The sequence below is a fragment of the Aeromonas sp. FDAARGOS 1402 genome (assembly GCF_019046925.1).
GTDB classification, from domain to species: Bacteria; Pseudomonadota; Gammaproteobacteria; order Enterobacterales; family Aeromonadaceae; genus Aeromonas; species Aeromonas caviae.
This window is the reverse complement of the sequence record NZ_CP077201.1, coordinates 642,501-668,018: the sequence shown is the minus strand read 5'-3', so window position 1 is coordinate 668,018 and position 25,518 is coordinate 642,501. Positions and strand designations below refer to the sequence as shown.

24 protein-coding genes are annotated in these 25,518 nt (G+C 63.6%); 7 read left to right on the top strand and 17 right to left on the bottom strand.

Annotation, left to right across the window (positions count from 1 at the left end; translation table 11 throughout):
* Nucleotides 1-4 precede the first annotated feature (4 nt).
* Nucleotides 5-1,708, top strand: a complete 1,704-nt coding sequence (locus I6L32_RS03125; RefSeq protein ID WP_216944683.1) for an amidase — start codon at nt 5-7, stop codon at nt 1,706-1,708.
* Nucleotides 1,709-2,004: 296 nt separating this feature from the next.
* On the opposite strand, the gene I6L32_RS03120 is transcribed toward I6L32_RS03125, so the two are convergent.
* Nucleotides 2,005-2,814 (bottom strand): GIY-YIG nuclease family protein, encoded by an 810-nt coding sequence (locus I6L32_RS03120; RefSeq protein WP_216944682.1) that lies wholly within the window; start codon nt 2,812-2,814, stop codon nt 2,005-2,007.
* A gap of 532 nt (nt 2,815-3,346) precedes the next feature.
* Here I6L32_RS03120 and I6L32_RS03115 point away from each other — a divergent pair.
* Nucleotides 3,347-3,556, top strand: a complete 210-nt coding sequence (locus tag I6L32_RS03115; RefSeq protein ID WP_216944681.1) for a hypothetical protein — start codon at nt 3,347-3,349, stop codon at nt 3,554-3,556.
* Nucleotides 3,557-3,676: 120 nt separating this feature from the next.
* Here I6L32_RS03115 and I6L32_RS03110 read toward each other — a convergent pair whose 3' ends face one another.
* The 10 genes from I6L32_RS03110 to I6L32_RS03065 all read right to left on the bottom strand — a co-directional run bounded on the left by I6L32_RS03110 (nt 3,677) and on the right by I6L32_RS03065 (nt 13,259).
* Nucleotides 3,677-4,072, bottom strand: a complete 396-nt coding sequence (locus I6L32_RS03110; RefSeq protein WP_216944680.1) for a hypothetical protein — start codon at nt 4,070-4,072, stop codon at nt 3,677-3,679.
* Nucleotides 4,073-4,386: 314 nt separating this feature from the next.
* A complete protein-coding gene (locus tag I6L32_RS03105) occupies nt 4,387-4,992 on the bottom strand; it encodes a LysE family translocator (RefSeq protein WP_069652482.1) in 606 nt (201 codons plus the stop codon).
* Nucleotides 4,993-5,008: 16 nt separating this feature from the next.
* Complete coding sequence (locus tag I6L32_RS03100; protein ID WP_010672934.1) at nt 5,009-5,836, bottom strand: AraC family transcriptional regulator; 828 nt, start codon at nt 5,834-5,836, stop codon at nt 5,009-5,011.
* Nucleotides 5,837-5,979: 143 nt separating this feature from the next.
* On the bottom strand, nt 5,980-7,293 hold the full coding sequence (locus tag I6L32_RS03095; protein ID WP_216944679.1) for a ferric reductase-like transmembrane domain-containing protein: 1,314 nt from the start codon (nt 7,291-7,293) through the stop codon (nt 5,980-5,982).
* Nucleotides 7,294-7,517: 224 nt separating this feature from the next.
* A complete protein-coding gene (locus I6L32_RS03090; RefSeq protein ID WP_216944678.1) occupies nt 7,518-8,771 on the bottom strand; it encodes a DEAD/DEAH box helicase in 1,254 nt (417 codons plus the stop codon).
* A gap of 102 nt (nt 8,772-8,873) precedes the next feature.
* On the bottom strand, nt 8,874-10,349 hold the full coding sequence (locus I6L32_RS03085; protein WP_216944677.1) for a GGDEF domain-containing protein: 1,476 nt from the start codon (nt 10,347-10,349) through the stop codon (nt 8,874-8,876).
* A 219-nt stretch (nt 10,350-10,568) separates the two neighbouring features.
* Nucleotides 10,569-11,222 (bottom strand): DUF799 domain-containing protein, encoded by a 654-nt coding sequence (locus I6L32_RS03080; protein WP_041214564.1) that lies wholly within the window; start codon nt 11,220-11,222, stop codon nt 10,569-10,571.
* Nucleotides 11,219-11,578: a DUF4810 domain-containing protein gene (locus tag I6L32_RS03075; protein WP_010672939.1), complete on the bottom strand. Its 360-nt coding sequence runs from the start codon at nt 11,576-11,578 to the stop codon at nt 11,219-11,221. Before I6L32_RS03075 ends, I6L32_RS03080 begins: the two co-directional genes overlap by 4 nt.
* Nucleotides 11,579-11,589: 11 nt before the next feature.
* Entirely contained in the window at nt 11,590-12,261 is a 672-nt protein-coding gene (locus tag I6L32_RS03070; protein ID WP_216944676.1) for a CsgG/HfaB family protein, read from the bottom strand.
* An 89-nt stretch (nt 12,262-12,350) separates the two neighbouring features.
* Complete coding sequence (locus I6L32_RS03065) at nt 12,351-13,259, bottom strand: LysR family transcriptional regulator (protein ID WP_216944675.1); 909 nt, start codon at nt 13,257-13,259, stop codon at nt 12,351-12,353.
* Between the two features lie 246 nt (nt 13,260-13,505).
* Between I6L32_RS03065 and I6L32_RS03060 the strand changes: the two genes are divergently transcribed.
* Nucleotides 13,506-14,732: a sugar MFS transporter gene (locus tag I6L32_RS03060; RefSeq protein ID WP_216944674.1), complete on the top strand. Its 1,227-nt coding sequence runs from the start codon at nt 13,506-13,508 to the stop codon at nt 14,730-14,732.
* Between the two features lie 7 nt (nt 14,733-14,739).
* Here the strand turns inward: I6L32_RS03060 and I6L32_RS03055 are convergent, their stop codons facing one another.
* Nucleotides 14,740-15,201, bottom strand: coding sequence for a hypothetical protein (locus tag I6L32_RS03055; protein ID WP_113069672.1), 462 nt, complete (start codon nt 15,199-15,201; stop codon nt 14,740-14,742).
* 150 nt (nt 15,202-15,351) lie between these two features.
* Between I6L32_RS03055 and I6L32_RS03050 the strand changes: the two genes are divergently transcribed.
* Together I6L32_RS03050 and I6L32_RS03045 are read left to right on the top strand one after the other, a co-directional pair.
* Nucleotides 15,352-16,260 carry an S-adenosyl-l-methionine hydroxide adenosyltransferase family protein gene (locus I6L32_RS03050; RefSeq protein WP_042015034.1) on the top strand — a complete coding sequence of 303 codons (909 nt, stop codon included), beginning with the start codon at nt 15,352-15,354 and terminating at the stop codon, nt 16,258-16,260.
* 263 nt (nt 16,261-16,523) lie between these two features.
* Entirely contained in the window at nt 16,524-18,419 is a 1,896-nt protein-coding gene (locus tag I6L32_RS03045; protein WP_216944673.1) for a PhoX family phosphatase, read from the top strand.
* 218 nt (nt 18,420-18,637) lie between these two features.
* On the opposite strand, the gene I6L32_RS03040 is transcribed toward I6L32_RS03045, so the two are convergent.
* Nucleotides 18,638-20,587: a MacB family efflux pump subunit gene (locus I6L32_RS03040; protein WP_307772553.1), complete on the bottom strand. Its 1,950-nt coding sequence runs from the start codon at nt 20,585-20,587 to the stop codon at nt 18,638-18,640.
* Nucleotides 20,588-20,589: 2 nt separating this feature from the next.
* Nucleotides 20,590-21,747, bottom strand: a complete 1,158-nt coding sequence (locus I6L32_RS03035) for an efflux RND transporter periplasmic adaptor subunit (protein WP_216944671.1) — start codon at nt 21,745-21,747, stop codon at nt 20,590-20,592.
* Between the two features lie 148 nt (nt 21,748-21,895).
* On the opposite strand from I6L32_RS03035, the gene I6L32_RS03030 reads away from it, so the two are divergent.
* Both I6L32_RS03030 and I6L32_RS03025 read left to right on the top strand, forming a co-directional pair.
* On the top strand, nt 21,896-22,576 hold the full coding sequence (locus I6L32_RS03030) for a response regulator transcription factor (RefSeq protein WP_010672948.1): 681 nt from the start codon (nt 21,896-21,898) through the stop codon (nt 22,574-22,576).
* A 14-nt stretch (nt 22,577-22,590) separates the two neighbouring features.
* Nucleotides 22,591-23,898 carry an ATP-binding protein gene (locus I6L32_RS03025; RefSeq protein ID WP_254203876.1) on the top strand — a complete coding sequence of 436 codons (1,308 nt, stop codon included), beginning with the start codon at nt 22,591-22,593 and terminating at the stop codon, nt 23,896-23,898.
* 90 nt (nt 23,899-23,988) lie between these two features.
* Here I6L32_RS03025 and I6L32_RS03020 read toward each other — a convergent pair whose 3' ends face one another.
* From I6L32_RS03020 to I6L32_RS03010, 3 genes are all read right to left on the bottom strand, one after another.
* Complete coding sequence (locus I6L32_RS03020) at nt 23,989-24,399, bottom strand: DUF6515 family protein (protein WP_010672950.1); 411 nt, start codon at nt 24,397-24,399, stop codon at nt 23,989-23,991.
* A gap of 1 nt (nt 24,400) precedes the next feature.
* The gene (locus I6L32_RS03015; protein ID WP_041214573.1) at nt 24,401-24,694 is read right to left on the bottom strand and encodes a hypothetical protein; all 294 of its coding nucleotides are present in this window, start codon (nt 24,692-24,694) and stop codon (nt 24,401-24,403) included.
* A 146-nt stretch (nt 24,695-24,840) separates the two neighbouring features.
* Entirely contained in the window at nt 24,841-25,401 is a 561-nt protein-coding gene (locus I6L32_RS03010; RefSeq protein WP_010672952.1) for a carbonate dehydratase, read from the bottom strand.
* Between the last annotated feature and the right edge of the window lie 117 nt (nt 25,402-25,518).

Sequence of the window (25,518 nt, the reverse complement as noted above, 5' to 3'; positions counted from 1 at the left end):
CCAGATGATCGAAGTGACCGAGGTTTCCATTGCCGAGCTGCGTGCTGCGCTCGAATCAGGCCGCACCACCGCGGTCGAACTGGTCGAGGCCTATCAGGCCCGGATCGCCGCCTATGACGGCCCCGAGACACAAACCCGCCTCAATGCCGTCGTGGTGCCCAACCCCGATGCCCTGAAAGAGGCCGAGGCTTCCGATGCCCGCCGCGCCCGTGGGGAAACCCTGGGGCCGCTCGACGGCATCCCCTACACCGCCAAGGACAGCTATCTGGTCAAGGGGCTGACCGCCGCTTCCGGCAGCCCGGCCTTCAAGGATCTGGTGGCCCAGCGCGATGCCTTTACCGTCGAGCGCCTGCGCGCCGCCGGTGCCATCTGCCTTGGCAAGACCAATATGCCGCCGATGGCCAATGGCGGCATGCAGCGCGGCGTCTATGGCCGTGCCGAGAGCCCCTACAACGCCGACTACCTGACCGCGCCCTTTGCCTCCGGCTCCTCCAACGGCGCCGGTACCGCCACCGCGGCCAGCTTCGCCGCCTTCGGTCTGGCGGAAGAGACCTGGTCGAGCGGCCGGGGGCCTGCCTCCAACAACGGCCTCTGTGCCTACACCCCGTCCCGTGGCGTGATTTCGGTGCGCGGCAACTGGCCCCTGACCCCGACCATGGATGTCGTCGTGCCCTATGCCCGCACCATGGCCGATCTGCTGGAAGTGCTGGATGTGGTCGTCGCCGACGATGCCGAGACTCGTGGTGATCTCTGGCGCATGCAGCCCTGGGTGCAACTGCCCAAGGCCTCCGAGGTGCGTCCGGCTTCCTATCTGGAGCTGGCTGCCAAGGCCGATGCCCTCAAGGGCAAGCGCCTCGGCGTGCCGCGCATGTTTATCAACAAGGATGAACTGGCGGGCACCAGCGACAATCCCGGCATCGGCGGCCCGACCGGTCAGCGCATCCATACCCGCGAGGCCGTGATTGCCCTCTGGGAACAGGCCCGTCAGGCGCTGGAAGCCGCCGGCGCCGAAGTCATCGAAGTGGACTTCCCGCTGGTTTCCAACTGTGAAGGGGACAGACCCGGAGCTCCGACCGTGTTCAATCGCGGCATCGTGAGCCCGGAGTTTCTCAACGACGAGCTGTGGGAGCTCTCCGGCTGGGCGTTCGACGACTTCCTGCGCGCCAATGGCGATCCCAAACTCAACAAGCTTGCCGATGTCGATGGGCCGAAGATCTTCCCCCACGATCCGGGCACCTTGCCGAACCGCGAGGGCGATCTGGCGGCGGGCATGGACGAGTACGTCAAGATGGCCAAGCGCGGCCTCAAGCGCTTTGACGAGATTGCTTCTGTGCCGGACGGCCTGCGTGGGCTGGAGCAGACCCGCAAGCTGGACCTTGAAGACTGGATGGACGGGCTCAAGCTCGACGCCGTGCTGTTCCCGACCGTCGCCGACGTGGGCCCGGCCGATGCGGACGTGAATCCGGCCTCCGCCGATATCGCCTGGAGCAACGGCATCTGGGTGGCCAACGGCAACCTCGCCATTCGCCACCTCGGCGTGCCGACCGTCACCGTCCCCATGGGCATCATGGCCGATATCGGTATGCCGGTGGGCCTGACCTTCGCCGGCCGCGCCTATGACGACAACAACCTGCTGCGCGTCGCCTCGGCCTTCGAGTCCACCGGCAGCAAGCGGATGGTGCCGCCACGTACGCCGCCGTTGGGGTGATTGGTTACTGGGGCTAAATAGCCAAGGTTAGTCTGGTGATAATAAAAGCAAGCCCACTAACTATGCTGGTGGGTTTTATTTTTGTATTGTCAGTTCCTGTATGAATACTCCTCACTCATGAGCGAATAAATTTGTCGCCGCTGGGTATTATGAAAGTAGCTGAATTCAGCTTATTTAGCTTGTGTGAGATCACATGATGTATAATTTAATTCTCCATGGTGAAGCAGAGTGGCATTGAAAGTTAGTTGTTTGTCTTAGCTGAAAATATAAATGCCAGCTCTCTCTGTATTGTATTTTTATTCTATTGTTGCTGTTATTGGTTTTGGTTTTAATTCATATGCTTTTAATAACGCCCTAGCTTGTTTTTCATTAATGCTAACAAGTTTGCGCTCCCGCAAAACATCACTTGTGTTTTTCATTGAACGCATCAACAATAAAGCAAAAGCCTCACTTTTTAATTCATGGTTAATAAATGGATTTTCACTGACTTTCATGAATGCTTTTGCCATGTGCTCCCATATTCTTATTTCTCTGTCTGGATTATGGTCACGTGAAAAATCTTCTATTGTCTCCTTTTTGCTTTGGGGAAACACTATTTCAAAGACCTTGTTTATAAGGATTATTCTATGTTTTTGTTCCTGTGTGAGAAGACTTGTTCCAATAGGAGAAGGAGTGAGCGTATGCATGAATTCATTTAATGTTATTGAATGTGAAATCTTATATTCAAACTCATCAATTAGGTCTTCTTCAGTTTTGATGTTGTTAATGAATCGCTGTCCCCTCTCATTTACAACAATACTTATATTATCCCTGCCAAATAACTCAGTGCAAACTGAAATAACTGCAGTTTTTGCCACTTCTACAGGTAAATGAAAGAATTCTCTCCTGTTGTTTTTTCTATAAGAAGAAAGTAACTTATGAATCTTTTTTTCAGCTAAATCACAGTCGGGAACCTTGCAAACAAAAGCGATCTCAAAATGCTCTGGTACTCCTGTAGCACCCCAGTATATTTGTTGGGCTCTAATGTAGGGATCTAATTTTGTTTTCCCTATCTTTACAATATATGCCTCGTAGACTGGATTTTTTAATACATAGATGTAACTCATATAGTTAGTCCTTTAATCAAGGATGTCTTTATTTTTGACTAGATTAGCACATTTCTCGAATGTCTATAGCCTTTCGCGTAGCATAATCCTATAGATAGAGGTATGGGAAGAGGGTTTTTATTTTTCAATTTCTCTCATTTATATCGAGGGATATTTTCCTTCGGTTAGAATGGCGAAGCGTATTCGGACGATCGCGATAAGGGGTCGCCGAGAGGCTGCAGGAGCCCAGAGTTTCCTGTCTGTCTTGCCATGACTCGGGGCGCGGCGGTATGCGGACGATTACGCTGCGCTAATCGTCCCTACATTAAGGCGGTGGTTACATGAGGTGAGTCTTTGCTTCTCTCCATTCCCCACATTGCCAATCGCCATCTTTGTCGTGGTTCGCAGCCGGTCTCCCCTAATTTTTCACTGACTTCACCTTGGCTTCACACAGCCTCATTTTTTCCTCACAAATCCCCCCTATCTTCTGCCCACTGATAAATGGGCCTGCTTGCCACAGGGTGGCGAGGGCCAACGAGAGGGGTGCAAGACGATGACATCGTGGATCAAATACGGGCTGGCCGGGGCCTTGATACTGGTGGCGAGCTTCTGGTGCGGCAGCGTGCGGGCGGCGGAGATGCCCATTGGCCGGGATGCTGCCGTGCGGGGGCAGCTAGTCGCCCAGGCTGCGGCGCTCCAGACGGACACTCATTTGCTGCCGCTGAGGGCTCTGCCATCGGTTGTTGCCGGGCGTGGCACCTGAGGGAGTTGATACCGGCCTTTTTAACCAGAGCGGGCCGGTGACGTCACGGCACAGTGCGCATCAACACAGGCCGGATTGGCTAGTGCGCGACATAGTGAGCCTCACGCCAGACCGGGCTGGCTACTGCGCCCGATATTGGGCATCCAGCCAGGCAAGGGCCTCTTGGGGGTCGTTGAATGCCTGGATGTGGCCCGGGTGGGTGAGGGAGAGGCAGGAGAGGGCGATGTGATGGAGCACCTTGGCCGAATAGAGGGAGGCGATGGCCACCAGGTTCTTCTGGGCGAGCCACCCATAAATATCCTGAAGATGGGGCAGGGCGGAGAGCACCACCCCCTGATGCTGACGATGGTCCACCAGGGCGCAGAAACGCTTACCGTCCAGGCTGTTCACCACGGACTTTATCTGTGCAATCCACGCCAGCATACCCTCTTCATTGAAAGGGCCGATAAGCTCACAGGTGACCAGGTGTTCCTGCACATTGAAGATGAACTCACCGTGCTTTTTATCAAAGGACATACAACATTCTTATCCATGACCAGGGGCCGCAAGATGATATTGATTCATTCAACCTGCATCAATATCCGAATGAGGGTTTTGGTCATGGCGTCGTATTGCTGCGTTGACGCCGATGAGGGAAGGGGTCTGCCTCTGGTACCGAAGCGAACCATGGGGAGCGTCACTTCGGGCACAAGACCCTGTTGAGGATAGTCAGCCCATGGCGAAAATGACCCGAAAAGGCCGGTGCAGCAGTGCCCAGCCTGTGTCTTCTCAGTTGCAGTGCCATTTCATCGGTGGTGTTTTACCGTTTTTGGCATGGGCAATTGACCTGCTCAGGCGGCCAACGGCAGGTAGACATGCTGGTAGGCCAGGGCGATGGCGCTGTAGAGCAGCAGGGCGGCCATCAGCAGGTTGAAGTACCTGAACCAGCGAGGATGTTGAAGATGACGTCCGATGAGGCTGCCAGCCATCGAGTAGCTGCCGGGGGCGCCGGCGGCCAGCAGGCCGAGCAGCAGGGACCAGGGCAGCAGGCTCCAGCCGTGGATCTGGGCCGCCGGGAACTGGATGCTGGTGATGGGCAGGGTGGCGATCATCGCCTTGGGGTTGAGCAGCTGGATGACGAAGCCGCTGCGCACCCCCAGAGGGCGGGCAGGCGCCTCGCTGGCACCGAGCTCGCCGCTGTCGCTGGCGATCTTGATGGCGAGGTAGGCGATATAGAGGCACCCCACCAGGCTGACATAGATCAGGGTATCTTCACGCACCAGGCGGGTGCCCGCCCAGCCAAAGAGCAGCAGGAGCACGAACATCGCGATGCCAACCCCGAGGAAGAAGCCAAGGGAGGCACGGGTGCGGCCGCCCAGGCCTGCATTGAGGCCGATGAGGTTGACGGGGCCTGGGGTATACATGATGCCGATGGCATAGGCGAGAAGCTCAATCATGGGGTGTTCCTTGGGCTCAGCGGATCAGGCTGGCGCTGTATTGGGTGGGGGTCATGCCATAGATGCGCTTGAAGCGACGGTTGAGGTGACTGAGATCGGTGAAACCGTAGCGGTACACCAGATCCTGCGCCGACTCTCCGGCGGCCAGGGCGCGCCGGGCGGCATTGATGCGGCAGTTGATCACGTATTGATGGGGGGTGATGCCAAGCTGCTGGCGAAACAGCCGCAGGAAGTGGTACTTGGAGATGTTGGCCGCCGCGCTGATGTCGGCCAGGGAGATATCCTGCTGGAAGTGGGCGTGGATAAAGTCCCTGGCCTGCAACAGGAGGCGATCGATGCGGCTCACCCGGCCATTGGGCTCAAAACGTCCCGCCTGCTGCATCACCCGGGTGGCGAGGCGATAGAGGGCAAACTCCTGCTCTATGCTGTCGGCCTGGCCGCGCACCGCCTGGGCCAGCTCGAGGATGCAGGCGCTCAGCGCCTCATCGCGCACCAGGGGCTGCAACAACCGGTAGGTCCCCATTGCCCGCTCGCCCGCGGCATCGGCAAACAGCGGAGTGAGTTCGTGGGGCGGAATGTAGAGCATGGTGTAGTCGAGGCTGGCGTTGTCCCCGGCATGGCCGTCGTGGACATCCCCGGGATTGAACTGGATGACGCTGCCTGCCGGGCTGGAGTGGGCTCCACCGTGGCAGAAGAAGTTCTGCCGCCCGGCCAGGGTGACCCCGAAGGAGTACTCCTCGTGGGCGTGACGGTCGTAGCGAAATTCCGTCATGTTGACCCGCAGCGCAGTCAGGCTCGCCAGGTGCTGACTGTGTGCGAATATGAACTGGTTGTCCTGCGCCATCTTTCCCTCCTGTACCAGACTGCCCCCTAATCTAGCCCCAAGGGTGTGCCTCTCGCTTGGACAATCTTGCTGTTTGCCGGCCCGAGTGCGCCTCGCACCGAGAAAAATGGCGCTGCCGATGGCTGGCTGCGCCGGCTGGCCCGTCAGCGAAAGCGGAACAGCTCCCGGTGCAGCGGGGCGGCCAGATGGGCATCCAGGGTGTGGGCCATGGGCTCGGGGCCGCAGAACCACACCGGGGTGTGCTGGCGCTCGCCCAGGGCGGCGAGATCCAGCCGGCCGCGCTCGGACTCCAGATGCAGCCGGTAGTCGATCCCGACCCGGCGGCACAGCTCGGCCAGCCGACCGTGATAGGGGGCGGCCTCGGCGCTGGGAGCGCATTGCAGCAAGGTGGTGCCGGGGCGTTGTTCACCACGGCGTACCAGGGCCTCCAGCCAGGCGACGAAGGGGGTGATGCCGATGCCGGCGCCCACCCAGAGCGCGGGGGCCGGATCCGGCAGGGCGAAGGCGCCATAGGGGCCGGTCACGGTGACCGTATCCCCCACCTTGAGGTGGCGGTGCAGCCAGCGGGTGTGATCCCCGAGGGCGCGTACCGCCAGGGTCAGGGTGCAGCCATCCGCCGAGACATCGACCAGGGTGTAGGGGTGGGGCTCGCCGCGCCCGGCGAAGTCGAAGAAGGCGAACTGCCCCGGGCGGTAGCCGGGCAGGGGAGATGCCAGGGCGACCCGGATCTCCAGGGTGCGCTCATCCAGAGGGGTGAGGGTGCTGACCCTTCCCTGGCGGCGCGCATTTTGGCCCACCCGGCCAAACAGGGAGTAGAGCGCCCCCAGGGCACCCAGCCCGCCGCAGATGAGCAGGGTCAGGCCGACCGGGGTCAGGGCGCCGATGCGCGGCAGCAGGCAGAGCCCGTGCAGCCAGCCCATCAGATAGATGACCGGGGCCAGCCGGTGAACCACCTTGAAGCGCTCGTAGCGCACCACGGCGAGCAGGCTCACCACCACCAGCGCCAGCAGCAGATAGAAACTCCATTCCCCCAGGGTATTGCCGAGGCTGTGCCAGAGGGCATCGTTGCCAGCACCAGCACCAGCACCAGCACCAGCACCAGCACCGCGGCGCGCCGGCCGGGTCAGCCAGTCGGCGGCGACGGCCCACTTGGGGGCTTCCACCAGCAGCCAGTGGGCCACCAAGGTGCCGGTGGCCCAGAGGGCGCTGCTGCGGTGCAGGTGCAACATGCGATCCAGCCCGCCGCACCAGGCTTCGAGCCTGGGCAGGCGCAGGGCGAGCAGCAAAGAGAGGGTCATGGCGCCAAGGCCAGTCAGACCGGTCAGGATCAGCAGTTCGTGGCGCCAGGGCCAGACGCTGGCGGGCCACTGGGTGAGGCCAGCGAGCCAGAGCAGGGTGAGGGTCAGGGGCAGGGCCCAGACGAGGGATGCGGGTTTCATGATGTCCTCCTTGTCCATGCCTCCATTGCACGCCTGCTTTGTGGCGAAAGTGTGCCCCCTGACTACCTCTTTTGTAGCAGAGTGTGGCAAAGGGTCGCCGTGTCAGGGCAAGCAGCGGACTGAGGAGGAGGGCGCGGAGCAGAACAGGGGGGCAGGAAAGCGGTTGGCGTCACCCCACAGGCCTGGGTCTGGAGAGGGACGATGCTGGGGCAGGCGCATGGCTGCCCCAGCAAACAGTCGTGTCAGGATTTGCGTCCCTTGCCGCCCTTGTTGCCCGCGAGGGCCTGCTTTCTGGCCTTCTGCTTCAGGGCTCCCTTGCTGGCGCGGCGCGGCTCGGGGTCGAAGCGGGTGAGATTCGGTTCAAAGCCCGGGAACCACTGCTGGGGCAGGCGGGTATCGAGCACGGCTTCGACTTTTTCCAGCAGGGGGGCGTCTTCCGGGCTGAACAGGGTGATGGCGAGCCCCTTGTTGCCGGCGCGGCCGGTGCGCCCGATGCGGTGGACGTAATCCTCGGGCTGATGGGGGAACTCCAGATTGATCACATGGTTGAGCTCGCTGATATCGAGGCCGCGAGCCGCCACGTCGGTGGCCACCAGGGCCTGCAAGGTGCCTGCGCGAAACGCCAGCAGCACGTTTTCCCGCGCGCTCTGTGACAGATCCCCGTGGAAGGCGAGCGCATTGATGCCCCCCTTGCCAAGCTGCTGGGCCAGCTTGTCGGCCCCTTGTCGGGTGCGGCTGAAGATCAGCGCCGGCGCCCAGCCCTTCACGGTCAGCATGTGCTCGACCAGCGCCACCTTGCGATCGCTGTCCACCGCATAGACCCGCTGCTCCACCTCGGCCGCCGTGGTGTTGCGCGGTGCCACTTCCACCAGCGCCGGGTCGCGCAGCAGTACCTTGCAGAGGGCAAACAGGTTGTCATCGCAGGTGGCCGAGAACAGCAGGGTCTGGCGATCCGCCGGGATTTGCTTCAACAGCGCCTGGATCTCGTCCATAAAGCCCATGTCGAGCATCCTGTCCGCCTCGTCAAACACCAGATGGCGCAGTTCGGCCAGCGTGAGCGCCCCCTGGCGCAGGTGATCGAGCAGGCGGCCCGGGGTGGCGATGAGGATATCCACCCCGGCGTTCAGCGCCTCCACCTGTGCGGCGATGCTAACCCCGCCGTAGACCAGCGTGCTGGTGAGAGTGGTGCCCCTGGCGTAGCGAGTGACGCTCTCGGCAACCTGCACCGCCAGCTCGCGGGTCGGCACCAGCACCAGGGCGCGGATGGGGCGAGGGCCATCGCTCGTCGGGTGTTGCAACAACAGCTCCAGCAGCGGCAGCACGAAGGCGGCGGTCTTGCCGGTGCCGGTCTGGGCGCCAGCCATCAGATCCCGCCCCGCGAGGATCAAGGGGATGGCGCTGGCCTGCACCGGGGTGGGGGCGGCGTAGCCAAGCTCGGTCAGGGTTTGCTGCAAGCGGGGGGAGAGGGCCAGTTCGGCGAAAGAGGCAATGGACATAGGGCACCAGTATGGGGTTATCCCGCCCCGTGGCCGGGACGGAAACAATCAGCGTGGCCGGGATGGTAACAGATAGCAGGGGAGCGGCAGAAGCCGGGCCGCTCAGGGGGCCGAATTGTCACCCGGATCGCGGACAAGGCGGATGGTTTGCCCCTGGTAATAGGCGATATTGCGCTTGCCGTGCTGCTTGACGTGATAGAGCAGGTCGTCGGCCAGTTGCACCGCCTCGGCCACCGTCAGGTAATCGCGAATGCGGGTTACTCCGGCGGAGAAAGTGATGGGGGCGGGCAGCTCGGGGATGCGCAATGGCCGCTCCAGCAGGCGGGCGGCGGAGTGATGCATCATTTTGTCATCGTCCATCCCCTTGAACAGCACGATGAACTCTTCTCCGCCCCAGCGAATGGCGACATCGCCCTTGCGGATATTGGTCTTGAGGTGATTGGCGAAGGCGACGAGCGCCAGGTCACCCACCCCGTGACCATGGGTGTCGTTGACGGACTTGAAGTTGTCGATGTCGAGGATCATCAGGTAGTCGTGCTCCCGCAGCAGCGCCTGATTGAGGATGTCACGGCGTGGCAGCCGGGTCAGGTGGTCGGTCTGGGCCAGGATGCGCAGACGGGTAACCAGGCTGCGCCCCGTCAGCATGATCAGCAGCAGGATGATGAGATAGAGCTTGAAGGCCGCCCCGTAGAGCACGGAGCGGATGAAATCGCCGTAACTGTATGACCACTTGAGGTAGAGATCATTGCCTGCCTGAGTGCGCATCAGCGGCGTGCTCAGGCAGAGGTGGAACGGGCGGCAGGGCTCGACCTCTTCGAAGGAGAGGACGGTCCGGGTCGGATTGAGGCTCTCGAAGGGGTGCAGCACATCCTTGAACGCCCGGTCGACGGCGATGTCGATGCCCTTGAGTCCATAGCGGTAGTCCTTGATGGCGGGCTCGTAATAGACGAAGGGGAAGTAGAGGGTGATGGTATTCAGTCCGGTGAAGGTGTCGGTGTAGATCTCGGATACCCAGGCTTCATCCGTGCTGCAGGGGACATGGGTGGAGGCGAAGGAGGCGCAACCGAAAAAGTGGGTCCAGGGCTCGATGTCGCTGAGGTCGGTGTTGATGGGCAACAACTGGCTCGGCAGCATCCCCTTGCTGGCGACCATGCCAAGCATGCGGCGATCATCATAGAAGGCGTAGAGGTTGAGGACCTCGGGGTTGGAGATGACGTACTGGTAGGCGAGGAGCATCTGGTTGGCCGGGGGTAACACGGGAATGACCGCCAGGCGCTTCAAGGTGGGGAGATCATAGCCATAGGCATAGGCCGTCGCATCCCCGTTCTCGCTGAAGATGGGCATCTTGATGCTGCTGTTGTCGATGAAGGCGGCCAGTTTCTCTGGCGCCAGGATGCGGGCCCGCTGATAGAACACCTCGAACAGGTTGGCTTGCTTGGCGGTAATGAGCGCCATATCGTGCCTGATGACGAAGTAGGTGTAGTTGCACACCAGCCCGAGCCCTGTCAGAGCCAGACATAGCCAGCCAAACCGGTAGAGCCATTGACGGGGGATGATACGCAACAGTGATCCAGCCATGCAGTGAACTCGTCCATGGTGACAGAGGCCATTCTTGTAACTGATTTTGCCGGGCATCACCAGATGAAGTTGGTGGGTCGTCACCCGGCATGCGCAAGAATGAGCCAACAATATCAAAAAGATAGACGATGAGGCGTCATGCGATGTCAGGCAGGGAAAAGGGGTGGCGACTGAAACAAGAGGGCATGGCGCCCTCTTGTGTGGACTGTGACGGGCGCCTTAGCGAGCCTGGTATTTCGGCGAGCGGGGGCCATGGAGGATGCCGTTGGGCATGTCGGCACTGAGCAGCCTGACGCTGGTGATACCGGCGATTTCATGACCCTTGTCGGTCAGGGTGTTGGCAATCTGATTGACCACCGCCACCACCAGCATGCCGATGAGGCCGCCCCCCGAATTGCCCTGCTGCTCGGCACTGCTGGCGCTGGCACTGCCTTCCCACAGCAGCTTACCGGTGCGCAGATCCACCAGGCGGGCACTGGCGGTGACCACTGTCTCGCTGGAGATGACCAGATAGCTGGTGCCGTACTCCTTGATGTCGAGGTAGAGGGCGGTATCGGCTCCGTAGATCTCGTGGAGCTTCTTGATGGGCAGCGCCTGGATGTCGGCGGGCTCGGTCACGCCGTTCTGCCGGAACGTCTCGTTGGTGACCGCTACCGGCAGCACGTAATAGCCGGACTCGGCGAGCGGATAGGTGATCTGGGATTGCAGGCTGGGGCCCGCCTTGATGTCCGGCGAGTGATTCACCGGCGGCAGCACCAGAATGGAGGTCGGTCTGCTCTCCTTGAAGTTGCTGTAGTCGTAACCGGGGCCCTGTGCACAGCCGCCCAGGAGGAGGGCGCCCAGCGTGAGGGCAAGGAGGGTGCGCAGGGTCATTGGGTCTCTCCCTTCTTGTTAGACATCAGGAAGTTCATGAAGGGGGCCGATTCGGGGAAGAGGCGCTTCTCGGTTTCGAACTGCTCGCGAGTCTGGGCATCCTTGCCGAGCTGGGCGTACAGCATGCCGAGGTGAGCGTGAAAGCCCGGTGGCACAGCCTGCCCCTTGGCGCTCGCTTCTTGCTGGTTTTTCTCCAGCGCATCGATCTGCGCTTCGACCCCGGTGTCGTCACCCTGCATGTGCTGGTAAACCACTCCCTGATATTGATCCCAGTTGTAGAGCGTCTGCGGCCCCTGGGCGCAGGCGCTCAGCAGCAGGCCGCTGACCAGCAGCAGGGAAGGACGGAACAGCGTCATCTCGTCTCTCCTCATTGGGCCGGGCGCCAGGCACCGGTCTCGATGCCGTTCACCAGATTGTTGACGGCCTCGCGGATGGCGAGATCCAGCACCTTGCCGTTCAGTGTGGAGTCGTAGCTGGCGGTGCCACCGAAGCCGACGATCTCGCGGTTGGAGAGTTCGTACTCCCCGGCACCCTGGGAAGAGAAGACCACTTCCGAGGTGGTGACGTTGACGATGTTCAGGTTGACCTTGGCATAGGCGATCTGTGACTTGCCGCGACCCAGGATGCCAAACAGCTGATGATCACCGACTTCCTTGCGACCAAACTCGGTGACGTCGCCGGTGACCACGTAGTCGGCGCCCTTGAGTTGCTGAGCCTGTTGCTTGATCCCGGCTTCGGCCTGGATCTCCGCCATGTTGTCGCGATCCAGCACGCTGAAGCGGCCGGTCTGCTGCAGGTGGGTGATCAGCACGGTTTTCGCCTGGTTGCCCAGCCGGTCCACGCCGTCGGAGAAAATGCCACGCATGTAGCTGGAACGGTTGTCGAACTTGCCGACGGCGATGGGGCTGCGTGCGCCCTGATAGTGGCTCTGATAGGAGGCAACCTTGGGTACCTCCAGGGTGCGCGACGACTCGCTCGCACAGGCTGTCAGCAAGCCCGCCATCAGGATGACAATGGATGAAACAACAAACTTCTTCATGTAAGGCCCCGTTATCAAAGGAAAAAACAGCGGCGGACTCTAACATGGTTCGTTGCGAAGAAAGTGCCCCGTATGGGGGGCATACCCGCTCAATCCCTGTGCGTTTGACAGGGGGTGGCGGGTGACCGGGTCTGTTGCAGGGGTTGGAACACCTCCTCCAGGGCTGCCACCAGGGCGCGCATGCGGCCCGTCTTCTGCACATCCGGGTGCAGCACCATCCAGATGTCGATGGGATCGTGCTGGTCAGGCAGCAGGCGCACCAGGGCGGGGTCTTCTTCGGCGAGGAAGGTGGAGAGCAGGGCGATGCCCAGCCCCTGCCGGGCGGCCGCCATCAGCACCAGTTGGGCATTGCTCTGCAGGATCACGTTGGGCTCGTGGAGCGGTTCGCCGCACAGACTCCGCCAGTGACGGGCCACCAGCTCTCTGGGAAAGAGCAGCAGGTCGTGCTCTTGCAGTGCCTGACCCGAGCGGGGCGTGCCCCGCCTGGCCAGGTAGTCGGGAGAGGCGTAGAGCCCCATCTTGATGGTGGCGAGCCGTTTGACCACGAGATCTCCCTGCTCGGGGCGCACGCTGCGAATGGCGAGATCCGCCTCCTGATTGGGGATGTCGCTCACGCTGACGGCGGTCAGCAACTTGAGGCGGATGCCGGGGTAGCGCTGGCGCAGCAGGCTGAACGCGGGCAGCACGAAGCCCTGGGCCAGGGTATCCGTGGTGGCGATGCAAAGCTCCCCTTCCAGCTCCCCCAGGCTCGCGGTACGCATCATGGCCAGGGCCGCCTGCGCCATGGCCTCGGCCTGGGGTAGCAGCGCTTCCCCCAGGGGGCTGAGCCGATAGTGTCTGGGGGTGCGGATAAACAGCTTGGCCCCCAGCTGCTGCTCGAGCAGGGTGATCCGCCGCCCGACGGTGGCCTGATCCACCCCGAGCTCGAGTCCGGCCTGCCGCAGGCTGCCCCGCCGTGCCAGGGCCAGGAAGAAGCGGGCATCGTCCCAATTGATCATGCTTGCTCCTCACTCAAGCAGAACGCCCGATTGGCGCCGCAATATTAGATGCCAGCGGGGATGGCAGCACAAGGGGATAGACCGGGTCCGGTGCGTGCCTGCGGCTCCCCGGCCAAGGGCGCGCGCCACCCCGACGTGATGCAGGATTGAGTCGGCGTGATGCAGAACTGCCGCAGTCCGGGGTGGGCGGGATCGCTATGATGTCGCTCCCGATTGCGGTTTCATTCGTCTGCCACTGGAGTGTCCATGTCTGTCTCAAGCGTCCCGGCTTGCGAGCCAGGTCAGGTTGTCCATCCTCGTCTGCGCTGGTTTCTCTCCCTCGCCCTGATGTCGGCCCTGCTCAACAGCAGCGTGCCTACCCCGCTCTATCCCCATTACCAGGCGGCGCTGGCCCTGAGCGATCTCGGCCTCAGCCTCATCTATGGCGGCTATGCGGGGGGCGTGCTCATCGCCTTGTTCGGGGTGGGCAACCTGGCAGGACGCGTGGCGGATCTGCGCACCCTGATCCTGCCTGCCCTGGTGGCGGTCGGGGGCGGGGCCCTGCTCTTCTCCCTGGCTGACAGCTTCTGGACCCTTTTGCTGGCGCGGCTGCTGGCCGGGATTGGCACGGGCAGCCTGACCGGCGCTGCCAATGTGGCGCTGCTACGTTTTGGCCCCAGGGATGGGGGCAAGCGGGCGGCGCTGAGCGCCACATTGTCTTTCACCGCCGGGCTGGCCCTTGGCCCCGTGTTCAGCGGGCTGGCGCTGCAGCAGGATCTCTACCCGACCACGCTGCCGTTTCTGCTGATCCTGGGGATGGCGGCCTGCGCCATCGGGGGGCTGGTGTTGAGCTGGCCCAAAGGGGTGAGGACGACGGAGGCCGCCCCGAGCGGGCAGAGTGGCGGCTCCCTGGGAGAGGGGCTCAGGGCCACGGGGGCCGGGTTCTTCCTTTGCGCCCTGGCGCTCTTCACCGCCTGGGCGGTGGCGGCCAGCTTGCTGGCCATGGGTCCCAAGGTGGTGAGCGAGATGCTGGGCATGACGGATCTGGGGCTGTTCGGCTATCTTGTCGCGGCCTATCTGGTCTTCTCCGGGCTTTGCCAGCTCTGGGCCCGTCGCCTCGATGCCCGCCATACCCTGCAAAGCGGCGTGCTGGCCCTGGCGCTGTGCGTGCTGCTCTTTGCCGGGGCCGTTCACGGCCTGCCCAGCTGGCTGGCGGGACTCGGGCTGCTGGTGGCGGGCTATGCCCAGGGGGCCGTGTTCGTGGGCAGTGCGACCCTGATCAATCGCATCGCGCCCCCGGCCAGCCACGCGCGGCTGCTCTCCCTCTTCTATGTGATCGCCTATGTGGCGAACTGGGTACCCGTGTTGCTGGGCTGGGTGAGCGACGGGGCCGGTCTTGGGGTCGCGCTGGATCTGCTCTTCGTCGGCTGCACCCTGACAAGCCTCTGGTTGGCGTGGGCAGTGTCTCGGCGGCGCTTCGAACCCGCTGTCTGACAGGGCATCACCCATCGACCAGGACGACGCTCCCGGCATCCAGGTGGTGCATCCACTCCCGCAGGATCAGCAGGGCTGCTGCGATGCGCCTCTCCCTCGGCAACTGGGCCGAGGCCAGGGGATCCCCCTCCACCATGGCGGCAAGCTGGCCGAACAACCGCTCTATGTTTTCCCGGCTCTGCACCCGGTTGCCTAGCACCTCGGCCAGGGGCTCCGGGCTTTGCAGGTGCAGCACGGGGTGGGGCGGGATCCGTGCCGCGAGGGGCATCAGCACATCCTCCACCACCATGATGGCTTGCTCAAGTTCCAGGGGCGTCGGTGGATCCTGGCGAAAGGGTCCCGGGGTCAGGGCATCGAGCCCCAGTGTCAATGCAAATGTCTGGCTGGTGCCATCGGCCGCGGTGAGCGCGACCTGGCTTCGGGTATTGCCCAGGCTCAGCAAAATGGTGTCGTGATGCTCTCTGGTCATCTGATGTGCTCCCGGCGTTGGATGCCCCATGGATACACCCGCACGGGGCGGATTGGCGAGTCATTTCGCCCCCCATTCGGGCATCAGGGGTTGCAAAGATTTCCATGAATGGCAATCTGGACGTCCAAACGTCTTTAAAGGAGCCCTGACATGGATATTCGTATCGTCCCCCGCGCCCTCGTGCTCGCCCTTTCTCTGGTGGGGGCGAGTGCCCTTGCCAACGAGGCTCTGGTGTTCCAGACCGACTTCGGTCTCAAGGATGGCGCCGTCTCGGCCATGAAGGGGGTCGCCTTCGGGGTGGACCGCACCCTGCCGCTCCATGACCTGACCCACGAGATCCCGGCCTACAACATCTGGGAAGCCTCCTACCGCCTCTATCAGACCCTGCAATACTGGCCCGCGGGCACCGTCTTCGTCAGCGTGGTGGACCCCGGTGTCGGCACCGAACGCAAGTCGGTGGTACTCAAGACCAGGAGCGGCCACTACATCGTCAGCCCTGACAACGGCACCCTGACCCTGGTGGCGGAGCACTTCGGCATCGAGGCGGTGCGCCAGATAGACGAGAAGACCAACCGCCTCAAGGGCTCCGAGAAGTCCTACACCTTCCACGGCCGCGACGTCTACGCCTACACCGGCGCGCGCCTGGCCTCCGGTGCCATCAGCTTCGAGCAGGTGGGGCCTCTGCTGCCCGCCGAGGTGGTGACCATCCCCTATCAGCCGGCGGTGGCCGAGCAAGACGGTACCCTCAAGGGCACCATTCCGATCCTGGACGTGCAGTACGGGAACGTCTGGACCAATATCGACGACAGCCTGCTGACCAAGGCGGGTATCCACAAGGGGGACAACGCCTGCATCAGGATCAGCGAAGGGGATGCGCTGAAATACGAGGGCAAGGCCCCCTACGTCAGCAGCTTTGGCGACGTGCCGGAGGGCCAGCCCCTGGTCTACCTCAACAGCCTGTTGCAGGTGTCGGTGGCGCTGAACATGGACAGCTTCGCCGCCAAACATCAGGTGCAATCCGGCGCCAACTGGCATATCAGCCTGAAGAAGTGCAACTAGACGTTGCCAGCGGGTGCTATCCGGTACAAACGGGCATAGCAGTCTGAAGAGGTGCGGCTAGATAGAGGGGAGAGCTTCTGTCGGCGATGTGTCTCTTGGGGCGGTGGGACTGGTGTCCACCGCCCCTTGTCGTTGGCGGTGGCGTCTTGCCGGGCCAGCCGGTTATCTCATCATTTGTCATCCTCGTTTAATAAAGCGCTGCCATGCTGTGGCCGGACGCCGTGATGACGCAATGATTGCGCCGAGATAACAAGGAAAAGCCGATGAGCCGTTTTGACGAGAAAGACAGTGCCAACCACCCCCGCGAGCAGGAGCCGGCATTCAACCGCCTCATCGAGGCGGGCCTGAGCCGCCGTGGCTTCCTCAAAGGGGTGGGCGCCGCCAGCATGGTGGCCTTCTTTGCCGCGAGCCCCGTGGCCCAGGCCGTGGCTGCCGCCACCCGGCCGCTGCTTGGCTTCCAGGCCGTGCCCGCCTCGGTGGCCGACACCATAGTGGTGCCGCCCGGCTACAAGGCCGAGGTGCTGATCGCCTGGGGGGATGCCCTGTTCGCCGACGCCCCCGCCTTTGCCCAAAGCAACGACGCCAAGACCCAGGCCCGCCAGTTTGGCGACAACAACGACGGTATGAGCTTCTTCCCCCTGGGCCCGGATCGCGCCCTGCTCGCCGTCAACAACGAATACACCAACTACGAATACCTGTTTGCGGATGGCGGCAAGGCCCTCAGTGCCGGCGCCGTCGCCAAGGCCCAGGCGGCCCACGGGGTCTCCCTGGTGGAGCTGGTGCGCGTCGATGGCAAGTGGCAGGCCAACCCCAAGGGGGCCCTCAACCGCCGCATCACCGCCACGACCCCTATGACATTGAGCGGCCCGGCGGCGGGCCATGCCCTGCTCAAGACCCAGGCCGATCCCGAGGGGCGCACCGCCCTTGGCACCTTCAACAACTGCGCCAATGGCCAGACCCCCTGGGGCACCTACCTCACCTGCGAGGAGAACTTCAACGGCTACTTCGGCAGCGAGGGCAAGCCGGAGCTGGACCAGCGCGCCGCCCGCTACGGCCTGGCCGCCGAGGATGCGGGCTTTGGCTGGCACAGGTTCGACGAGCGCTTCGATCTCGCGAAGCATCCCCAGGAGCCGCACCGCTTCGGCTGGGTGGTGGAAATCGATCCCCGCGATCCCGCCTCCACCCCGAAGAAGCGTACCGCCCTTGGCCGCTTCAAGCATGAGAATGCGGCCTTCACCATCAACCAGGATGGCCGCGCCGTGGTCTACCTCGGCGACGACGAGCGGGGGGAGCACATCTACCGCTTCGTCTCGAAGAACAAGATGGCGCCGGGCAACGATCCTGCGAACCGGGATCTGCTGGATGAGGGCACCCTCTATGTGGCTCGCTTCGAGGCGAGGGAGGGGGAGCTCAAGGGTACTGGCCAGTGGCTGCCCCTGGTGCACGGCCAGCACGGCCTGACCCGGGAGAACGGCTTCGCCGATCAGGGGGAGGTGCTCATCTTCGCCCGGGAGGCGGCGACCCGGCTCGGCGCCACCACTATGGACAGGCCCGAGTGGGTGGCCGTGCATCCCCACAGAGCTGAGGTCTACTGCACCCTGACCAACAACAAGAACCGCGGCCTCAAGGAGAACCAACCTCTCGATGGCGCCAACCCCAGGGCCGAGAACCCCTATGGCCAGATCATCCGCTGGCGCCCGATGGGGGACGATCACGGGAGCGACAGCTTCGAGTGGGATCTCTTCCTGTTGGCGGGCAACCCTGGCGTGCACAAGGAGGGGCTGATGGCGGGCAGTGCCAACATCCATCCGGACAACATGTTCAACAGCCCGGACGGCATCGGCTTCGACGAGGCGGGGCGGCTCTGGATCCAGACCGACGGCGACTACTCCAACGAGAAGCAGTTTGCCGGCATGGGCAACAACCAGATGCTGTGCGCCGATCCCGCGAGCGGCGAGGTGCGCCGCTTCCTGACCGGCCCCGTGGCCTGCGAAATAACGGGCCTCACCTTCACGCCTGACTGGCGCACCATGTTCGTCGGGGTGCAGCACCCGGGGGAGGAGGGGGCACCCTCCCACTTCCCGGACGGCGGCACCGCCATCCCCCGCTCCGCCGTGCTGCGGATCACCCGGGACGATGGTGGCATCATCGGCGCCTGATGGCCCGGGATAACCGCCTGGCCCGTGATGAAAAGAGCCGCCTTCGGGCGGCTCTGTCGTATGCGTGGCGGGCGGGAGACAAAAAAGACCGGGTACAGGACCCGGTCAAAGAACCCGCGCAGTCTGGGAAGAAGTGCGGGCGTTCAGGCTTGGTGGCGGGGCCGGGCATCGGCCCCCGATCCGGTGTCGGGGTGGCATCACCCCGGCGTCAATGCGGGCTATTCGCGCTCCAGTGCGTGGATGGGATCCAGCCTGGCGGCCCGACGGGCCGGGGCGAAGCCGAATATCACCCCGATCAGGCTGGCGCAGAGGCAGGCCACCCCCATGGCGGCAAGGGAGTAGCTCATCCGGACGTCGCTGCTGAAGTGGTCGAACAGCTGGCCCAGCAGCAGGGAGAGGGCGATGCCGAGCACGCCTCCCAGCAGGCAGATCAGCACGGCTTCAATCAGGAACTGCTGCTGGATGTCCCGGGTCCGGGCGCCGACCGCCATCCGCACCCCTATCTCCCGGGTGCGCTCGGTGACCGAGACCAGCATGATGTTCATCACCCCTATGCCCCCGACGATCAGGGAGATGAGCGCGATGAGGGCGATCAGCGTGGTCAGGGTGGCGCTGGTCTGGCTGATGGTCTGGCGGATGCTGTCGGTGTTGAGCAGGAAGAAGTCCTGGCTGCCGTGGCGCAGGGTGAGCAGGCGGCTGATGCCGTCCTGGGCTGCGTCCAGGCTCACCTCGTCCCGCACCCGCACGCTGATGCTGCGCAGATGGCTCTGCCCTAGCATGCGGCTCATGGCGGTGGTGTAGGGGATCCAGACATTGAGGGTCTCGTCGCTGCCAAAGCCGCTCTGGTTCTTGATGGCGACCCCGATCACCCGGCAGGGCAGATCCCCCAGCAGGATCACCTGGCCCAGGGGGGACTGGGCCGGGGCGAACAGCTTGTCCCGGGTGTGCTCGTCGATCACCACCTCCTGGGCCAGGCTCTCCTCGCTCTGGCGATCGAAGCCCATGCCCTGGGCCAGACGATAGCCCCTGACCTGGAAGAACTGGGCGCCGACGCCGTTGATGGTGCCGGAGACGGCGGTGCTGCCAAGGCGCAGGGTGGCGCTGGTACTGAGGCTGGGGGTGACGCTGTGCACGTAGTCCAGCCGGGCGATGGCCTCGGCGTCCCCGATCCGCAACGTCTCTATGGTAGCGGAGCGCATGTCCCCGAAGCCGCGGCCGGGGAACACCTCCAGGGTGCTGGTGCCCATGGCGTTGATGTTCTCCAGCACCCGCTCCCGGGAGCCCTGGCCGAGGGCCACCACGGTCACCACCGAGGCGATACCTATGATGATGCCGAGCATGGTGAGAAAGGTGCGCAGACGCTGGGCGACCATGGCCTTGAGGGCCATCTGCAGGGCATTGCCGAGCCCCGCCATCAGCGGGGTTTTCCCCCTGGCGGACGTCTTGGTGGCGGCCTGGGTCGCCTGGGAAAGGGCCAGTGGTTCGCGCGTGCGGCGATCGGCGATCACCCGGCCATCTTTCAGTTCGATGATCCGCTCGGCGTGGCGGGCGATGTCCATGTCGTGGGTGACGATCACCAGGGTGTGGCCCTGGCGATGCAGGGCCTGAAGGCTCGCCATCACCTCGGCGCCGCTCTGGCTGTCGAGGGCCCCGGTCGGCTCGTCGGCCAGGATCACCTCGCCGCCGTTGATGAGGGCCCGGGCGATGCTGACCCGCTGCTGCTGGCCGCCGGAGAGCTGGCTCGGCTTGTGGCTGAGCCGGCTGGCGAGGCCGAAGCGGGTCAGCAGGGCCTCGGCCCGCTGGCGTCGCTCGGCCGGATCCAGACCGGCGTAGAGGGCGGGGACCTCCACGTTGGTGCGGGCATCGAGATCCGCCAGCAGGTGATAACGCTGGAAAATGAAGCCGAAGTGCTCCCGGCGCAGGGCGGCGAGCTCGTCCCGGCTGAGGGTGGCAGTATCGCGCCCGGCCACCAGATAGGCCCCCTCGCTCGGCTGATCCAGGCAGCCCAGCAGGTTCATCAGGGTGGATTTGCCGGAGCCCGAAGCGCCGACGATGGCCACCATCTCTCCACGGGCGATCGCCAGATCGATGCCATCGAGCACGGTGACGGTGCGCTCACCCTCTCCGAAGTGGCGGTGGATGCCCCGCAGTTGCAACAAGGCGCCCATGGTCACATCCCCATGGGGGGCGGCATGCCCCCGGCGGCGTTGCTCTGGCCTGCGTTCACTTCGCTGACGATGACCCGCTCACCGGTGCTCAGGCCCGACAGGATCTGGGCATCCACCTTGTTGTTCAGGCCGACCTTGACCCGGCGCAGGCTGATCCGGCCTCCGTCGTCGATCACCCTGACCTGATCCCCCTGCAGGGCGATGGCCGGGATCACCAGCGCATCTTTGAGCCGGGCGACCACCAGATAGACCTGGGCCGTCATGCTGATCCTGAGCTGACCATCCTGGTTGGGCACCTCGAACAGGCCGTGATAATAGATGGCGCTGCTGTCGCTGCTGCTGGTGGTGTCGTCGTCATTGATGGTGTCGGGGGCGGGCTCGATGGCCCGCAGGGATCCCTCGAAGCGGCGCTGGCTGTTGCCAAGAATGGTGAAATAGACCGGCATGCCGACCCGGACGTTGATGACGTCGGCCTCGGAGATCCTGGCCTCCACCGTCATGGTGTCGAGCTGGGCAATCTTGAGCAGGGTAGGGGTGCTCTGGCTGGCGTTGAGGGTCTGCCCCTCCTCCACCGGCATGGCCACCACGGTACCGGAGAGGGGGGCCAGGATCCGGGTATACCCCAGGTTGACCCGGGCTGTGTCCACCGCGATCTCGGCCTGCACCCGCTGGGCGTTGAGGGCCCGGATATCGGCCTGGGTCTCGTCCAGGGTCGCCTTGGCGCTGTCATGGTCGGCCGTGCTGCCAAGGCCTCTTGCGACGATCTGCTGCTGGCGCTGGTATGCGAGGCGAGCATTGCGAAGGGTGGCCTCTTTGGAATCCAGCTGGGCCTGGAGGTTGTCGCGCTGGGCCAGGGCATCCTTGAGGGCGTTCTGCTGGGGCAGATCGTCTATCTCGACCAGCAGCTCCCCCTGTTTGACCTCCTGCCCCAGAGTCACGTGCAGTTTCTTGATCTGGCCCGACACCTGGGCGCCCACGCTCACCTGCTTGCGCGCCTTCAGGGTGCCGTCCGCCATGATGAGCTGCTCCAGATCCCGGGTCTCGGCACTGGCGGTGATGTAGTCGCTGGCGGGTGCCTTGGCCTGGGGGCGCCAGGCCAGCCACAGGGCGAGGGCGCACAGGGGCAGCAGCCAGAAGAGACGAGGGGAGAACGTGGGCATGACAACCTGTATCCTGAATGACGATCACGGCGGCACTCTACCCCAGAGCCGGGTTAAGGCTCTTTGCGCCAAGCGTAAGGGTTTCGTAAAAATGGCTGCCAAGTGCGTGGCAAGCGGCGAAAATGGCCGCCGACAAGGGAGACCGCATATGAAGATCCTGCTGGTGGATGACGATGCCGAACTGGGCGCCATGTTGAGTGAATACCTGGGGGGAGAAGGGTTTGATACCACCCAGGTGCTGACCGGAGGGGAAGGTGTGCACCATGCCCTCTCCGGCCGTTACAGCGCCCTGCTGCTGGATGTGATGCTGCCCGACTTGAGCGGCACCGAGGTGCTGCGCCAGGTGCGCCAGCGCAGCCGCCTGCCGATCATCATGCTGACCGCCAAGGGGGACAACGTGGATCGAGTGGTGGGACTGGAGATGGGGGCCGATGACTATGTGCCCAAACCCTGCTACCCCAGGGAGCTGGTGGCCCGGCTGCGGGCCGTTCTGCGGCGGGTCAACGAGGGGGGGAGCGCAACCCCCTCGCCGGATGCCCTCATCCTGGGGGATCTGACGGTCACCCCGGCCAACCGGGTCTGTCTCTGGCAGGGGGAGCCGCTGGAGCTGACCGCCACCGAGTTCAACATGCTGGTGTTGCTGGTGCGAGCACCGGAGCAGGTGGTCACCAAGGACACCCTCTCCCTGCAAGGGGTAGGGCGCCCGAGGGAGGCCTATGATCGCAGCGTCGATGTGCACATCTGCAACCTGAGGCAGAAACTGCAGCAAAAAGCGGGGGAGGCCGTCACCATAGAGACGGTGCGCAGCATAGGGTACAAGATACGGTGATCCTCAAGGGACGTTTGTTCTGGAAGATTCTGCTGGGGTTCTGGCTGGCCATCGTGCTGGTCAGCCAACTGCTCTGGCTCGGTTTTCGTGCCGAGCGTGACCCCCCGGAAGAGCACCTGGCCCAGCAGTTGGCGAGCCAGCATCTGGAGATGGCGGCAGCCGTGCTGGCAAAGGGGGGAATCGAGGCTGCGACGGCATTGAGCCAGGCCATGTCGCCGCCGTTGCTGCAGATAACACTCCTCGATGTCTCCGATGCGCCTTCCCGGACATCCAGGCCGCCAGCCTCCGGGGAGGCGGGCCCGGGCAGCGTGCTGACACGCACCGTGATTGCCAGCGACGGGCAGACCTATCTGCTGCAGACCAGAGCGGACCCGCGCGTCCTCCCCGGCGGGCCGGCCCCCGGCCCCCTCTCCTGGCTCAACATTCCCCCGCCCATGCTCTGGATTGGCGGCCTGGGGGGACTCTTATTCAGCATTCTGTTCGCCTGGCACCTGACTCGGCCCATGAACGCCCTGCGACGCAGCTTCGATCGGGTAGCCAGAGGGGATCTGGGGGTCAGACTCTGGCCCGCTCTGCGCTGGCGCCGGGACGAGCTGACGGAGGTGGCGAAGGAGTTCGATCTCATGGTGGAGCGGTTGCAGCAGTTGGTCGAGGGGCGCGAGCAACTGCTTCACGACGTCTCCCACGAACTGCGATCCCCCCTGGCCCGCATCCAGATGGCCATCGGCCTGGCGGAGCAGCGCCCAGAGAAGGCGAGCGACGCCCTGGCGCGGATCCGGCTCGAGACGGAGCGGATGGACAGGATGATAGGGGAGCTGCTGACCCTCTCCCGTGCCGAGCAGGGCCACGGGCTTGAGCAGAGCCACTACGACCTGCTGGCGCTGGTGGAGACGGTTGTCCAGGATGCCAGGTTCGAAGCCCAGCAATCCGGAGTCGAGATAGGGCTCGAGGCGGCGCTGGGGGAGGGTTGTCTCCTGCTGGGGCATGCCGAGCTGGTGCGCCGCGCCGTGGAGAACGTGGTGCGCAACGCCCTGCGTTTCTCGCAGTCGGGCCAGATGGTGAATGTTCGCGTGCTGCGCCTGGGCCAGGAGGTGCAGCTCTCCATCGCCGATCGGGGGCCCGGGGTGGAGGAGGGGAAGCTGGCGGGGATCTTCGACCCCTTCGTGCGCATCGGCTCACCCCGCATGGGCAAGGGCTACGGGCTCGGGCTCGCCATCGCCCGCAAGGCGGTGATTCTACAGGGCGGTACCATCCAGGCGCGCAATCGCGCACAGGGGGGGCTGAGAGTGACCATGACGCTGCCCCTGCATGACCCGTCCTGAGGTACGCGGCTCAGACCCGAGTGGGGTAAACACCCCGGTAATGAAAGAGGGGGCCAAGGCCCCCTGCTCGTATCTGTTCCACCGTGCGATTCAGCGCAGCGCCGCGGGCGGCGGCACCTCGGTGTAGCGCCCGTCTATTTCTCGCAGGTAGTAGTGACCCTCCCTGACGTAATAGCGGCGGCCATCCAGATCCAGGGGGATGAGCCCTGTCTCTGCCACCACCAGGACCTGAGGAGGTGGGGAGACCACCACATAGTGGTTCTCCTGCCGACGGTAGAAGATGCCGTCGAGCACATAGTAGGTGAGCCCGGCCAGCAGCAGGGTTTCCACCCCTCCCGGCAGCCTGTCGACGCGGTGGCCGAAGCCGGGGCCAGCCCCATGGCCGTACTGCGGGGCAGGGCTCTCCCATCCGCCCGGTCTGCCCATGTTCCCCGGACCCGCCATGGCGGGCAGGGCGATGGCCATGGCAAGCAGCCAGAGTGAAGGGCGGTGCAGACTCATCTCACTGCCCCTTGAGCGGTGCACCGGCGGGCTGGGGTTTGAGTGGCTGGGGCGGCAGTTCGCGCACGCTGACCGTGACCTCGTAGCGGGTATCCGGCTTGGCGGCATCAATGTTTTTGGACAGCGCCTGGACCAGGACCTGGGGATCCGCACCCTGCTTGCTGGCGTGATAGAGCACGGAGGGGGGCGGTGTCATGGGGCCTCCCTGGCGGGCGCCCATCGGGGGCGGCATCTCACCGGCATGAAGGAGCGTGGTGCCCAGCAGCAGGGCAAGGGCGACAGGATAGCGTGACATGATGATGACTCCATTGATGGGAACGCCCCCATCAAACGCGACGCGTGCGCCCGGCTCAACCACCTTTACACCCTCTTTTCGCCCTCTTTACAGTTGTGACAACGGGCGCCGTGGCGCCCGTTGTGTGTCGTGAACCGCTCACCGGATCAAAACTCGTTGGAGAGCGCCTTGTAACCCCTGACCAGGTCGATGTTGGTGTGAGCCACATCCTCGGAGAACTCGGTGGCGTCCACGGTGACGCGCGGGATCTGCGCCAGATCGCTCTGCTGGTTGATGCGGGTGGTGGAGGGGACATAGAAGCCGGGGGGAATATCGCAGCCATCGACCACGGAGTTGTGGCGCACCACGGACCCTTCTCCGATGTGGCAGTTGAACAGCACGCTGTTGAAGCCGATGAAGACCCGGTTACCCACTTCGCAGGGCCCGTGGACGATGCTGCGGTGGGCGATGGAGCTGAACTCGCCGATGGTGACGGCAGCGCCGGATTTGGAGTGGATGACGACGCCATCCTGAATGTTGGAGTTGGCGCCGATGACGATGGGTTCCATGTCACCACTCTCGTCCACTTCGTCTGCGCGGATCACGGCATAGGGGCCGACAAACACGTTCTCCTTGATGATCACCTTGCCACAGATGATGGCGGTCTTGTCGATATAGGCGGATTCGTCGATAACGGGCAGGTGACCTGAGGGATTCTTGCGGATCATGTTACGTCCTGTTGCTGATGAAATCGGGGAAACGTGGCGCGTCATGAAGGCCCGCCGGAGAGCCAGCTTACGCCTCTGATCCGGCAGGGGAAACCTTTTACTGGTCTGACCCACAGT

Bases quoted from the DNA above. Each gene is read 5' to 3' on its own strand.
- I6L32_RS03035 (WP_216944671.1), bottom strand. From the start codon at position 21,747: ATGCCCACGTTCTCCCCTCGTCTCTTCTGGCTGCTGCCCCTGTGCGCC.
- I6L32_RS03095 (WP_216944679.1), bottom strand. From the start codon at position 7,293: ATGGACAAGGAGGACATCATGAAACCCGCATCCCTCGTCTGGGCCCTG.
- I6L32_RS03060 (WP_216944674.1), top strand. From the start codon at position 13,506: ATGTCTGTCTCAAGCGTCCCGGCTTGCGAGCCAGGTCAGGTTGTCCAT.
- I6L32_RS03125 (WP_216944683.1), top strand. From the start codon at position 5: ATGATCGAAGTGACCGAGGTTTCCATTGCCGAGCTGCGTGCTGCGCTC.
- I6L32_RS03120 (WP_216944682.1), bottom strand. From the start codon at position 2,814: ATGAGTTACATCTATGTATTAAAAAATCCAGTCTACGAGGCATATATT.
- I6L32_RS03045 (WP_216944673.1), top strand. From the start codon at position 16,524: ATGAGCCGTTTTGACGAGAAAGACAGTGCCAACCACCCCCGCGAGCAG.
- I6L32_RS03090 (WP_216944678.1), bottom strand. From the start codon at position 8,771: ATGTCCATTGCCTCTTTCGCCGAACTGGCCCTCTCCCCCCGCTTGCAG.
- I6L32_RS03065 (WP_216944675.1), bottom strand. From the start codon at position 13,259: ATGATCAATTGGGACGATGCCCGCTTCTTCCTGGCCCTGGCACGGCGG.
- I6L32_RS03015 (WP_041214573.1), bottom strand. From the start codon at position 24,694: ATGTCACGCTATCCTGTCGCCCTTGCCCTGCTGCTGGGCACCACGCTC.
- I6L32_RS03115 (WP_216944681.1), top strand. From the start codon at position 3,347: ATGACATCGTGGATCAAATACGGGCTGGCCGGGGCCTTGATACTGGTG.
- I6L32_RS03050 (WP_042015034.1), top strand. From the start codon at position 15,352: ATGGATATTCGTATCGTCCCCCGCGCCCTCGTGCTCGCCCTTTCTCTG.
- I6L32_RS03010 (WP_010672952.1), bottom strand. From the start codon at position 25,401: ATGATCCGCAAGAATCCCTCAGGTCACCTGCCCGTTATCGACGAATCC.
- I6L32_RS03055 (WP_113069672.1), bottom strand. From the start codon at position 15,201: ATGACCAGAGAGCATCACGACACCATTTTGCTGAGCCTGGGCAATACC.
- I6L32_RS03100 (WP_010672934.1), bottom strand. From the start codon at position 5,836: ATGGCGCAGGACAACCAGTTCATATTCGCACACAGTCAGCACCTGGCG.
- I6L32_RS03070 (WP_216944676.1), bottom strand. From the start codon at position 12,261: ATGAAGAAGTTTGTTGTTTCATCCATTGTCATCCTGATGGCGGGCTTG.
- I6L32_RS03040 (WP_307772553.1), bottom strand. From the start codon at position 20,587: ATGGGCGCCTTGTTGCAACTGCGGGGCATCCACCGCCACTTCGGAGAG.
- I6L32_RS03105 (WP_069652482.1), bottom strand. From the start codon at position 4,992: ATGATTGAGCTTCTCGCCTATGCCATCGGCATCATGTATACCCCAGGC.
- I6L32_RS03030 (WP_010672948.1), top strand. From the start codon at position 21,896: ATGAAGATCCTGCTGGTGGATGACGATGCCGAACTGGGCGCCATGTTG.
- I6L32_RS03080 (WP_041214564.1), bottom strand. From the start codon at position 11,222: ATGACCCTGCGCACCCTCCTTGCCCTCACGCTGGGCGCCCTCCTCCTG.
- I6L32_RS03085 (WP_216944677.1), bottom strand. From the start codon at position 10,349: ATGGCTGGATCACTGTTGCGTATCATCCCCCGTCAATGGCTCTACCGG.
- I6L32_RS03020 (WP_010672950.1), bottom strand. From the start codon at position 24,399: ATGAGTCTGCACCGCCCTTCACTCTGGCTGCTTGCCATGGCCATCGCC.
- I6L32_RS03110 (WP_216944680.1), bottom strand. From the start codon at position 4,072: ATGTCCTTTGATAAAAAGCACGGTGAGTTCATCTTCAATGTGCAGGAA.
- I6L32_RS03075 (WP_010672939.1), bottom strand. From the start codon at position 11,578: ATGACGCTGTTCCGTCCTTCCCTGCTGCTGGTCAGCGGCCTGCTGCTG.